Raw genomic sequence first — 12,461 nt, 5'->3', positions numbered from 1 at the left:
TGATTTCCTTTCGCCAGGGGGCATCCGCGCACACTCGATGACAATTCCGGGGGCGGATGCGCATGCCAACAAGGACTTGGGAGCGGCCCCGGCGCGGAAGAGCGGGGCCGCTTCCAGGATCAGTTCATGGGCCAGTCGAGGGGATGGTTCGCGACCCGCCAATCCGGGCGTCCCACGTTCTTCGGCCAGGGATAGACTTCCCGGTCGTTGAAGTAGATCACCGCCGTCATGGCCGGGAATTCCGGATGGGGCCGGTTCGCCTCCAGCGCCCAGGCGCGGACATAGTCGTCCTTGCCGGCATAGCCGAGCTCGGCGACGACGACCGGCTTGCCATAGCCCTTGACGCGGTCATAGCCGGGCCGGGTGCGCTCGACGAAGCCGACGTCCCGCCCCATCGTCAGGTGATCGTAGGGCTGGTAGCCGAACACGGACAGGCCGATCGTGTCGACATAGTTGTCGCCCGGATAGTATGCCTCGAGACCTTCCTCGCCCTTCGGAGACCACATGTATTGCGCGGAAGGCAGATGCTGCCGGCACACGTCCACCACGTGCCGATAGGCCTTGATGTAGTCTTCCGGCTTCCAGGCGGACCAGGTGAACTGCCCCGACTTGTCGTCCATTTCCTGGGCCCAGCGGATCGTCACGGGGCTCTTCAGCTTCGCGGCCGCCGAGCAGACGCCCGCCATGTTGGAATCGTAGCGTCCCGTGAGAATGCCGTGCAGCAGGTCTTCGGGCGTGGCCCGCCAGTCCCGGGCCCAGGACCAGGGCTCGACACTGATGAGCAGAGAGCGGCCCCGCTGGAGAGCGTAGGCATCCGCCACGGCGAGGCTCTCCAGGTCGACGTCTTCCCAGGGCAGGAAGAGATGCTCGATCCTGGAATTGGTGTCGGTGGCGAAGTCGCCGTGCGGATCATAGGCGCCGGCAACCAGCGACTGCGGCCCGATGACCGGCCGCTTGTCCTGGAACTGGCTCCGGTTGTCGACATTGGCGCCGGAAACGCCGCTGGCGGCATAGACCGCGCCGGAGAAGAAGGCCCCGCACAGCAGGGCCGCGACCATTACGAATTGCGGCTTCATGACCGCCTCACTGCTTGGCTTGTTGCTTCAGAGCCGGAGGCGCCGACTTGAACTCATCGAGGCGACCGGAAACGATGTCCTCCGAGACGAGCTTCGTCGCCTCGTCGTCGGCGCGGAGGGGGGCGTGGCGGAACACGACCCATTGCCCTTCCGGCTCCTTCTTCTGGTAGATCGTGCCGCCGGCGACGCGATGGGCGAAGCAGGTCCTTGCGGGAAAGACCTCCTGGCCGACATGCCAGTCGGCGGTGAAGCACAGATTGCCGGCATCGGTGATCTGCCAGCGACCTTCGGCCCAGGACTTACCCTTCTCGCCGTCGACCCAGGCGGTGAAACGCCGGTCGGCGGTGTCCATCCGGCCGGCGCCGTCCGGCCACTGCCAGCTCTTGTCGTGGTAGAGCGCGTAGAGCTCGGCCGCGGACAGGGGCGTCGCCCCCGCCGGCAAACCATTGTCCGCCGCGGCTGTGGTGGATGCCGCGGCCGCTCCGGCCAGGGCGGACGCCATCAGGATCGCAAGCCCGCCGGCCTTCAGCCGGGTCGAGGCCCGACGCGCCTCAGAATTCCATCCTCTCATTCGAACCTCCTGCCGTTGTCTGTTTGTCGCCCCCACCAAGTCGCGCGCGTGCGCGCCGCTCGCCCGCCTGCGTGCCCTCCGCTTCCCGCCATGCCGAAGCCGACCGGCCGATCGCCGAAACGTGGAAGCCGAGCTCCCTGGCGACGCCGTGAGACACGGCATTGCGCAGATCGACCAGCACCGGCTGCCGCATCGCCCGCTTGACGCGGGCGAGGTCGAGCTTGCGGATGCTCTCCCACTCGGTCACCACCACCACCGCGTCGGCGCCGCGAACGCACTCATAGGCGTCGAGACAGAATTCAACGTCGGAGAGAAGGCGGCTGGCGTTTTCCTGGCCCACGGGATCGTAGGCGCGGACATTGGCGCCGAAGCGCTGCAGCGTCTCGATCAGCGGCACGGAAGGCGCATCGCGCATGTCGTCGGTGTCCGGCTTGAAGGTCAGGCCAAGCACCGCGATCGTCGCGCCGTCAACGTCGCCGTCGAGCGCGTCGATCACCTTCAGGGCCATGCGGCGCTTGCGCGCCTCGTTGGCGGTGACGGTCTCCTCGACCAGCCGCAGCGACACGCCATGATCCTGCGCCGTGCGCAGCAGTGCCAGCGTATCCTTCGGGAAGCAGGAGCCGCCATAGCCGGGCCCGGCGTTCAGGAAGCTCGCGCCGATGCGCTTGTCCAGGCCCATGCCGAGCGCAAGCTCGCCGACATCGCTGCCCACCTCCTCGCAGAGATCGGCCAGTTCGTTGATGAAGGTGATCTTGGTCGCCAGGAACGCGTTGGCGGCGTACTTGATCAGCTCCGAGGTGCGGCGACGGGTGACGACGATCGGCGTGCCACGCATCTCGAGCGGCGGCCGGTAGAGGTCCATCAGCGCCTTGCGCGCACGCTCGTCCTCGACGCCGATCACGACCCGGTCGGGGTCGAGGAAGTCGCGGACCGCCACGCCCTCGCGCAGGAATTCCGGGTTGGAGGCGACCGAGAAGCTGCCGGACGGCCGGATCGAGCCGATGATCTTCTCGACGACGTCGCCCGTGCCGACCGGAACAGTCGACTTGATCGTCACGACCGCCCCCGTCTCCAGATGCGGCGCCAGTTCGCGCGCCGCCATGTAGACGAAGGAAAGATCCGCATCGCCATGGCCGGCTCGGGCCGGCGTGCCGACCGCGATCAGCACCAGCGCCGCGCCCGCCAGGGCCTCGGCGAGGTTGCAGGTGAAGTTCAACCGGCCCGCGGCGGCGTTGCTCTCGACCAGATCGGCCAGGCCCGGTTCGTAGATCGGCAGCACGGCCTTCTGGAGACCGGCGATCTTCTGGGCATCCTTGTCGACGCAAACGACGTCGTGTCCCCAGGCGGCAAGGCAGGTACCGCTCACCAGCCCGACATAACCTGTTCCAATTACGGCAACTTTCATGCTGAGCCTCCTTGCTGGATTTTCATTCGTCTTGGTTATTCCTGCCCGCCGGCCGAACTGTCGCGCCAACGGGGGTTGAAGACCGTTCTGTGCAGGTCGCGGCGCCCGACGCCCGCGCCGGCGGCGGCGAAACGGTCGTCGAAGAGGGAGAAACTCTTGGAACCCCGGGTCAGCGCCGCCATGCCGTCCATGCCGCGCTCGGCGGATGCGACGGTGATGAAGGCGCAGAGCGTGACGAGACTGCTCGCCAGAACCGGGCGATAGAGGCGACTGCGCGTCCGAACCCGGTTTTCCCGGGCGTGCTGCAGCACGATCATGGCGATCAGCAGCAGGTAGAAGCATGCATTGATGATCGCGAAGAGATAGAAGCCGCGCGTGTCATAGGCCTCGTCCACCCAAAGCACCGGCAGGATCGAGAAGAAGACCACCAGGCCATAGGGCGCCAGCACCCGGAACGGCAGCGGATCGACTTCAGAGGCGCCCTTCGGGGTGACGCGGAAATTGACGAAGGAACCCGTCGCCCAGTCGCGCAACGCCGCCAGCGATCCGGCCAGTCCCCAGGGCCAGCGGGCGAGGACGAAGAAGGTCGATTCCCAGCTGAAGATCTTGCCATCGACCGGGCGAAAGGTCTTTTGCGACCGCAGCCAGAACGACAGCGCCAGCAGAACCAGGGTCTGCGGCAGGAAATGAAGCAGGAAATCCGGATAGGTGACGTCGACGATGCTCTCGCCATAGGCCAGGACGATGATCGGCATCAGGAACGTCATGGCGAGGAAGGTCGTGTAGATCGGATACCAGAACTGCGCGAAGAGGAACTGGAACTTCAGCCGCGCCGGCAGCCGCTTCAGGAGCCCGGGGGTGTATTGCAGCAGGATCATCACCATGCTGCGCGACCACTGGAATTCCTGCGTGATCAGGTCGGAGAAGGTCCGCGGCCCGTCGCCATAGGCAATCGCGTCGATTGCATGCACGCCGCGCCAGCCATGCGCAGCCATGAACAGCGTGGTCGAATGATCCTCGGCCAGCTCCGGTCCAAGGCCTCCGATCTCCTTCAGCGCCGCCGTGCGGACGGCATAGTGCGAGCCAAAGCAGATCGGCGTGAAGCCGCCGCCATTGTACCCGGCCTGCAGCGGGCCATGCAGACTGGCCTCGTAGTAGAGACGGCCCCGGGCCGACCAGCTTTCGCCGGCGTTGCGATCGCAGATGCTCGGCGCCGTGACATAACCGACGGCCGGATCCGAGAACGCGCGCAGGACTTCCAGGAGATAGCCAGGCTGCGGCGCGTGATCCGCGTCGAGCTGGACCACGAAGTCATACCGATCATAGCCATAGTGGTCGTAGAAGAAGGCGAGGTTGCCTTCCTTGCAGCGCGTGCGGCGCGGCCAGGTCTTGCGGTGATAGTCCTCGCGTCCCTTGCGGGTGGAGACGAACACGCCATGCTCGCGGCACCAGGCGAGCGTCTCCGGCGACGGATCCTCGTCGGCCAGCCACGTATCATGCGGCACGTCCTGCGCCAGCATGGCCTTGAGCGTCTCCGCGACAACCGGGAACGGTTCGGAGGGAGCCTTGGTGACGACCATGGCGACACGGCTGTCGCTCGGGATGCGAAGCGGCCCGGAAGGCCGGCGCGCATGGCTGAAGACGCCGATGAAATAGCCCGGCTGGATCGTCACCCACGCAAGAACCACCGAGACGAAGGCCGAGCCAATGGGATGGAGATGCACGGCGGTGAAGAACCACCAGTGCCAGAAATAGCCGACGGCCGCCGCCCACAGGGCAACGATGGCCCAATACTCGACCCGCTTGCGGCCGACGAAGATCGGCTCCAGGAACGGCGCCTCCGCTCCATCCGGCGCCGCAATGCGGGGCGTTTTCATGTCCGCACCTCGAGGCCGAAGAAGGGGGCCGCGGTGCGGATGATCGTGTCGAGATCCGAATGCTGGGCGCGGAAGCCGAGCGTCTCCGCCGCGAGCGCCGGATCGGCATAGAGGATCGGCGGATCGCCGGCCCGCCGCGCGCGCAGCGCCACGGGCACCTCGCGGCCGGTCAGCCGGCCGATCGCGTCAAGGATCTCCTTGATCGAGGTGCCGCGCCCGGTGCCGAGGTTGACGGCGAGATTGCCGCCGCCGCGGATCAGGTGATCCACGGCCAGCACATGCGCCCGCGCCAGGTCGATGACATGGATATAATCGCGGATGCAGGTGCCATCCGGCGTGTCGTAATCGTCGCCATAGACCTCGAGGAAATCGATGAACCGGGCCGCCGCCAGCATGGCGCGCGGGATCAGGTGGGTCTCCGGATCATGCGCCTCGCCAAGCTCGCCATCGAGATCGGCGCCGCAGGCGTTGAAATAGCGCAGCGCCACGTAGCGGATTCCATAGGCCGTCGCGTAGTCGGCCAGCATCTGCTCGGCGATCAGCTTGGTGCGGCCATAGGGATTGATCGGATGCTGGGCCTCGCCCTCGCGGATCGGCAGATGGTCCGGCACGCCATAGGTGGCGCAGCTCGACGAAAAGATGACGGGCGGCGCACTGGTCCGGCGGCACGCCTCCAGCAGGGACTGCGTGCCGTTGACATTGTTTCGGTAGTACTTGGCCGGATTCTCGACCGACTCCCCGACATAGGCGGAGGCGGCAAAGTGGATGACCGCGACAGGCTCGAATGCCTCGATCGTCGCGATCAGCCGGTCTGTTTCGAGAATGTCGCCCTCGACCAGCGGCCCCCAGCGAACCGAGCCGGCGCTTCCCGTCGAAAGATTATCGTAGACGACCGGATCATAGCCCTGTCCGGCAAGGAGCTTGGCCGTGTGGCTGCCGATAAAGCCCGCGCCACCGACCACGAGGACGGCTTGCCTGCTCATCACGATACCCCGACGAGTTTCCCGACCTGCCTGGTCAGCTGGCGTTCGAAATAGGCGATGGTGGATGTCAGCCCTTCCACCAGGCTGATGTCCGGTGACCAGTCGAGGTCTCGCCTGGCGACCGAGATGTCGGGCCGGCGTTGGCGCGGATCGTCGGTCGGCAGCGGCCGATGCACGATCTTCGACGAGGAGCCGGTCATCGCGATGATCCGCTCGGCGAGCTCGCGAACTGTGAACTCGCCCGGATTGCCGAGATTGACGGGCGTGCGGATCGCCCTCCGGCTGTACATGAGCCGGTGGAACCCTTCGATCAGGTCGTCGACATAGCAGAAGGAGCGCGTCTGCGAGCCATCACCATAGACGGTGATGTCGTCGCCCTTGAGGGCCTGGACGATGAAGTTGGAGACGACGCGACCGTCGTCGGCGCGCATCCGCGGACCGTAGGTATTGAAGATGCGGACGATGCGGATATCGACGCCATGGCGATCGTGGAAGTCGTGGAAAAGCGTCTCGGCCGAACGCTTGCCTTCGTCGTAGCAGGATCGCGGACCGAAGGAATTGACGTTGCCCCAATAGGCTTCCGGCTGCGGATGCACATGCGGATCGCCATAGACCTCGGATGTGGAGGCCTGGAAGATGCGCGCCTTGTGCTGGAGCGCCAGCTCGAGCAGGTTGAGCGAGCCGATGACGCTCGTCTTCATCGTATGGATGGGATCGGCCTGGTAGTGCGGCGGCGACGCCGGGCAGGCCAGGTTGTAGATCTCGTCGACCGGCAGATCGAGCGGATCGACGATGTCGTGCCGGATGACCGTGAAGGCATCCGAGCGCAGCAGGCCCTGGACATTCTCCATCCGGCCCGTCGAAAAGCTGTCGACACAGATGACTGCGTTGCCTTCCTGCAGAAGTCGTTCGCACAGATGCGATCCCAGGAACCCCGCGCCACCGGCAACAAGTATGCGACGTCTTGGCTTCTTCTCCGAGATTACAGTCGAAGCTCTAAAAAGCTCGCCCAATTCGCCCTCCATCAGAATGGTTGAAATTCTGACCAATCACCGAGAATACAAGAAAATCTTCAGAAAATTCCCCCAATGCCCGACGATGCCGAGCACCTATACGTCCATAGATGTTCTTGTGTTTGATGATTGACGGTATCAACCCTGAAGGGGCCGGTCGTTATCAGGGGATCCGGAAAGTTGTCTTCGCGTCCATTTCTCGCCCCGGCGCGACGAGAGATTTTAATAAAGATTTAATTCATATCGAAAAACTAATACTGGACCATCCGGACGCCTCACCGGCACCCGGATGCCGACCACCAGAACGATGAAGGCCGAGCCCCGCGAGGGGCCCGGCCTCCACTTCATCGATCTGCCATCCGCGCGTTGACGCGGGTTCGCCGAATCTCAGGCGGGAACCAGTTGGCCCCTTGCGCGCGCGGTCCGCTCCGGATCGACCTGGCCGTCATCCGTCAGCACGACGCCATAGACGGAGGCGGCCCGCTCGCTACTGACCCAGCCTTCCCTCACATCATGCAGGACGCGGGCCGGATCGCGCTCGTGCGGATGACCGTAGCCGCCACCGCCGCCGCTGATCGAGACCATCGTCTCGTCGGGGCCAATGACGACTTCGGCGCAGGCCGGCACTGGTTGCAGCGAACCATCGGCCAATCGGCGGAACTGCGCGGAGGTCGCGCCGGCGAGGCCGCCCCGCGTTCCGAGCGCCGGATTGACGTTGCCGTCGCTGACATAGGCGACCGTCATCGAGCAATCGACCGGCGCGAATTCGGAATAGGCGCCGAGCGCGCCGCGGAACCGGCCGGCGCCCTCCGAATCGGCGATCAGACGCCGCTCATGCACGAAGATCGGGTGGCGAAGCTCGTCGATCTCGATCGAGTCCTGGTAGCACATGCCGGCATTGCCGACATGCAGGATGGTCAGCCAGCCGTCCGTCCACGGCGTGCCGGCGCCGCCGGTGCAGCCGAGATAGACCTCGTTGACGAAGGGCTTGCCGTCATGGACGCCCGAGACGACGCCGCAGGAGGGCGGGATCAGCGCGCCGGTCTCGGCCTGGCCGAGGCCATCGGCGAGTTCGGCCAGCGCCGCCTGCACCGGATTGGCGACGCGGTCGGCGATGTTGGTGGTCGCGACCGAGCAGGAGGTCGGATGGCGCGGCCTGCCGACGACGCAGCCGTCGCGCAGATGGATCTTCACCCGCCGGAAGCTGCCCTCGTTCTTCGGCACGGTATGATCGATCGAATTGAAGATGCCGATCATCGGCGCCGACAGCGAACAGGCTTCCGACAGGTTGAGGCCGTTCGGCATCGAATCCGGGTTGTCGGTCATGTCGACCTCGATCATCGCCTCCTCCGGCTTGACCTCGACCGTCGCGGTGATCTTCACGCCCTCGGCCGGCGTTCCCGGGAAGGCGTCATGCGTGCTGGTGCGGGTGACGCGGCCCTTCGGCAGCGCGCGGATGACCTCGATCATCCGCTTCTCGCTGTAGTCGAACCATTGCTGCGAATAATCCTCCAGCCGGTCCCAGCCGATCTCGGCGCCGAGCGCCAGGATCTCGCGCTCGCCGACGCGGGCGGCGCCGAGCGTCGCCAGATAGTCGCCCCACCACTGGTCGGGAACGCGGATGCGCATCTGACACATGCGGATGATGTCCATCACGTGCTGGTAGTTGTCCTGCACCTTCACGGCCGGGAAGATCAGCGCGCCCTCATTATAGACGTCGAGCGCGGCGCCCATGTAGGTCGTCGGCAGCGAGTTGCCGCAATCGGCCTGGTGCGCCTTGGCGAGCACGGTGAAGCGATGCACGCCCGCTTCGTCGATGATCGGGATCAGGATCGAGTGATCGGCCGGATGGGTGCAGCCGTGATAGGGCGAATTGTGCAGGAACGCGTCGCCGCGCTTCAGCACGGGATGATTGTCGGTCATCGTGCGCGACATGATGTCGGGTCCGCGCAGGACGTGGTTGGGCAGGCTTTCCGCCGTGGCGAGCAGTTCGTGCTTGGCCGTCAGCACCACGCAGGAGAAATCGCGCGCGATCGTCAGGATGCCGGAGCGACCGGTCCGGTGCAGCGTGTTCGCCATCTTGCGGGCGATGCCCTCGAAGCGGGCGGTCAGCACCGCGAGCGTCGAGCCATCCATCTTGTTGGTGTCGGACATGGTTCTCTCTCCGCTCAGACTTCAATGACCAGATTGCCGGAAGCGTCGCGCCAAGCCTTCGCGCCCGGATCGATGACGATCGACGTGAAATCGGATTCGACGATGGCCGGACCGAGCAGCGGCTGGCCCTCGGGAATGGATTCGAGACGCCAGACGTCGGCGTCGATCCAGTCGGTGCCGAGGAAGCGGACCGGGCGCGACGGCAACTTGGCCGGGCGGCTGTCCGCCGCGAGACGGCCCGGGACGCCGGAGCCGATGCGGCAACGCACCTCGGCGTTCCAGCTAACCGTCTCGATCTCGGCCTTGTCGTCGCTGACGGCGAAGATGTCCTGGTGCATCTGGTGGAAGTCGGAAACCAGCTCGCGCACGTCGTCGCCGCCGGCGAAGCGCGGCACCCGCAGCGGCACCTCGATCTCCCACGCCTGGTCCTGATAGCGCGCCTCCGTCGACCAGTCGATCTCGACCGCCTTGGCGCCGGCGCCGGGGCCTGCCGCGAAAGCGTCACAGGCGGCCTGGAGGCCGGCGAGCACCTTGTTGACGCCCTCGACGTCGAAGCCGTCGCTGCGCGAATGGAACATCGCCTGCTGGTGCGCCGTCAGGTCGGAGATCAGCGCGCCGGAAGCGGAGAGCGCCGCGCCGGCCTCGGTCACCAGGACGCGCTTGCAGCCGAGACGCCGGGCGATCGCGACGCAGTTGATGCCGGCCGCGCCGCCACCGGCGACGAAGGTCGCCTGCGTCGGGTCGATGCCCTGGTTGACGGTGATGTCCATGATCGCCTGGACCATGTGCTCGGTCGCAAGCGCGACGATCACCTCGGCCGCCTGCTCGACGGTCTTGCCGAGCGGTTCGGCGACGTCGGTGCGGATGGCGTCGAGCGCGCCCGCCTTGTTCAGCGCCATCTTGCCGCCGAGGAAGAACTCGGCATCGATGAAGCCGAGCGCCACGGAGGCGTCGGTCAGCGTCGGCCGCGTGCCGCCACGGCCGTAGCACACGGGACCCGGAACCGCGCCGGCGCTCTTCGGGCCGACATGCAGCAGGCCACCGGCATCGACCCAGGCGATCGAACCACCACCGGCGCCGATGCTCTTCACGTCGACGGACGGCATGCCGGTCATGTGGCTGCGGAAGGGCTGGCCGAGCCAGGTCTCGCGGCTGCGCGGAATGCGGCCGCGCCGCACCAGCGAGACGTCGAAGGTGGTGCCGCCGGTGTCGCCGACGATCAGGGTCTCGGCCGCGTCGTCGGCGCCATAGGCCTTGGCGGCGACCGGCGCCATGCTCGGTCCGGAATTGATCAGGTGCACCGGCGCCTCGGCCACCCGCGCGGCGTCCATGACGCCGCCCTGCGAGGTGACAACGAGCACGCGGCCCTGGAAGCCGGCGTCGCGCAGGCGCTGTTCAAGACCGCGCATATAGGCGCCCATCACCGGCTTCAGCGAGGCGTCGATGCAGGTCGACGAGGCGCGGCGATATTCGCGGATCGACGGGTTGATCTCGTGCGAGAGCGTATAGGGCACGCCCGGCAGATGCTTCTCGATCAGCGCGCCGACCGCCAGCTCATGCGCCGGATTGACGACCGACCACAGGAACGACACGCCGATCGCCTCGACCTTGGCCGCCTTCAGGGAAGCGAGGATCTCGACGACCGCCGCCTCGTCGAGCGGCGTCTTGACCGCGCCGCTGACGGTGATGCGCTCCGGCACCTCATAGGTGAGCGCGCGCGGCACATAGGGCTCGGTATAGGGGACGGTGAAGTTGAAGGGCTCGATGCGCCCGCCCTCGCGGAACACCAGCGTATCCGGGTGACCCTTGGTGGTCAGGAAGGCGGTGCGGGCGGTCGAGCCGGTGACGATGGCGTTGATCGCGTGCGTCGTGCCGTGGACGAGGATCTCGCCCCGGCCGAGATAGGAACCGAGTTCCTCGCCGGCCGCCTCCGCCGCGATCCGCAGGCTGTCGATCACGCCGGCTACGGGGTCGGAGGGCGTCGTCGACGCCTTGTGCATGCTGAGCACGCCATCTTCCGTGGCGACCATCAGGTCGGTGAACGTGCCGCCGGTATCGACGGCAAAACGAAGGCCCATTGTCGGCTCCAGGGATGCGGGCGCGACCGAGTTCGGCGGCGCCTTCAGGAAGAGATCGGTGAAAGCCGGAGGCCGATCGCGGCTCCGGAAACAGGCTGAACCTAGAAAAGCGTGGCGATCGCCCGGCGCGCGTCACGGGGCGGCGACATCGCGATCCGCCGGGAGCGCCGGGCGGCTCGAACCAAGACGGCATTGGCCAGTTCGGACGGGATCGGCATCAAGCGCCTCCCCCGGTCCCGCAAGTCGAGCTTTCGGACCGCATCCTGCATTTCCCTGTCGAGACCATTATCTGTTCTGTTAAGCCGAACATGGTTCTGTTATGCAAATCGTAGGAGCAGTTCGTGGATGTTGTCAACGGGCCATCGTTCCGCTTATCGGTTGTACGAATGGCCCGATCCGACCTGCAGTTTCAGGCGAGACCAAAAAGCAAGAGGCGCAAACGTGTCGACGACCCCGGAAGAGAGCCCCAACGACAAATACCCGCTGCGCAGCGTCGGCCGGGCGCTGGACGTGCTCGAGGCGCTGGGCGCAGGCGACAGCAAGGGCATGGGAGTCGGCGAGATCGCCGCCGCCATCGGCGTCTCGCGCAGCACCGCCTTCACCCTGCTGCAGACGATGGTGGCGCGCGGCTTCGTGGCCGACACCCGCATCGGCAACGGCCGGCTCTACCGGCTCGGCCTGGCGCTGGTGCATCTCGGCGACCGGGCCGTCGCCGGAATGGGCATCACCCAGTTCGCCACCCCGATCCTCCAGCAGTTGACCGACACGACGCGGCTGACCTCGCGCCTCGCCGTGCTCGACGACGGCTATGCGGTGGCGATCGGGCGCGTCGATGCGCCCGGCCCGTTCCGGATGATGTCGTCACTCGGCAGGCGCGAGCTGCCGCATTGCTCCTCGGTCGGCAAGGCGCTCCTCGCCGGCCTGCCGAAGGAGGAGGTCGAGGCCATCCTGAAACGGCTCGGCATGCCGCGCCGGACAGAGCATACGCTGACCACCCCGGCGGCGCTGATCGACGAACTGAAGATCGTCGCCGAACGCGGCTATGCCCTCGACAACGAGGAGGACAATGTCGGCGTGCTCTGTGTCGGCGCCGCGATCCATGACCGCAGCAGCGACGCCGTGGCGGCGATCAGCGTCACCACGATGAAGCTCGGCACCGACGAGGATATCCACCGGCTCGGCGCCATCGTCCGCGCCCACGCCGACCGGGTCAGCGTCCTGCTTGGCGGCCCGACGCACGCCGCGCTGCCGCCCCGCCGCTAGCCGCTACCCGCCTCGCTTTCGACCGGGCCCGCACCTGAATG

General features: G+C 66.4%; 9 protein-coding genes. 1 reads left to right on the top strand and 8 read right to left on the bottom strand.

Going from position 1 to position 12,461, the window contains the following annotated elements:
- Positions 1-119 precede the first annotated feature (119 nt).
- The 8 genes from OSH07_RS14305 to OSH07_RS14270 all read right to left on the bottom strand — a co-directional run bounded on the left by OSH07_RS14305 (position 120) and on the right by OSH07_RS14270 (position 11,157).
- Complete coding sequence (locus tag OSH07_RS14305; protein ID WP_266339339.1) at positions 120-1,076, bottom strand: glycoside hydrolase family 26 protein; 957 nt, start codon at positions 1,074-1,076, stop codon at positions 120-122.
- A 7-nt stretch (positions 1,077-1,083) separates the two neighbouring features.
- Positions 1,084-1,578 carry a DUF995 domain-containing protein gene (locus tag OSH07_RS14300; RefSeq protein WP_420909634.1) on the bottom strand — a complete coding sequence of 165 codons (495 nt, stop codon included), beginning with the start codon at positions 1,576-1,578 and terminating at the stop codon, positions 1,084-1,086.
- A gap of 49 nt (positions 1,579-1,627) precedes the next feature.
- Complete coding sequence (locus OSH07_RS14295; RefSeq protein WP_266339337.1) at positions 1,628-3,052, bottom strand: UDP-glucose dehydrogenase family protein; 1,425 nt, start codon at positions 3,050-3,052, stop codon at positions 1,628-1,630.
- Between the two features lie 35 nt (positions 3,053-3,087).
- Entirely contained in the window at positions 3,088-4,929 is a 1,842-nt protein-coding gene (locus OSH07_RS14290) for a glycosyltransferase family 2 protein (protein ID WP_266339336.1), read from the bottom strand.
- Positions 4,926-5,912 carry a UDP-glucose 4-epimerase GalE gene (galE, locus tag OSH07_RS14285; RefSeq protein WP_266339335.1) on the bottom strand — a complete coding sequence of 329 codons (987 nt, stop codon included), beginning with the start codon at positions 5,910-5,912 and terminating at the stop codon, positions 4,926-4,928. The genes OSH07_RS14290 and galE overlap by 4 nt, the downstream gene beginning before the upstream one ends.
- Complete coding sequence (locus OSH07_RS14280; protein ID WP_420909630.1) at positions 5,912-6,937, bottom strand: UDP-glucuronic acid decarboxylase family protein; 1,026 nt, start codon at positions 6,935-6,937, stop codon at positions 5,912-5,914. The genes galE and OSH07_RS14280 overlap by 1 nt, the downstream gene beginning before the upstream one ends.
- Positions 6,938-7,312: 375 nt before the next feature.
- Positions 7,313-9,079 carry a hydantoinase B/oxoprolinase family protein gene (locus OSH07_RS14275; RefSeq protein ID WP_266339333.1) on the bottom strand — a complete coding sequence of 589 codons (1,767 nt, stop codon included), beginning with the start codon at positions 9,077-9,079 and terminating at the stop codon, positions 7,313-7,315.
- Positions 9,080-9,093: 14 nt separating this feature from the next.
- On the bottom strand, positions 9,094-11,157 hold the full coding sequence (locus OSH07_RS14270) for a hydantoinase/oxoprolinase family protein (protein WP_266339332.1): 2,064 nt from the start codon (positions 11,155-11,157) through the stop codon (positions 9,094-9,096).
- A 441-nt stretch (positions 11,158-11,598) separates the two neighbouring features.
- On the opposite strand from OSH07_RS14270, the gene OSH07_RS14265 reads away from it, so the two are divergent.
- Entirely contained in the window at positions 11,599-12,420 is an 822-nt protein-coding gene (locus tag OSH07_RS14265; protein ID WP_266339331.1) for an IclR family transcriptional regulator, read from the top strand.
- Positions 12,421-12,461: the final 41 nt, after the last annotated feature.

Source organism: Kaistia nematophila, from assembly GCF_026343855.1.
Classification (GTDB): domain Bacteria; phylum Pseudomonadota; class Alphaproteobacteria; order Rhizobiales; family Kaistiaceae; genus Kaistia; species Kaistia nematophila.
Note: the sequence above shows the minus strand (reverse complement) of the source record. Positions and strands in the feature narration are given on the sequence as shown.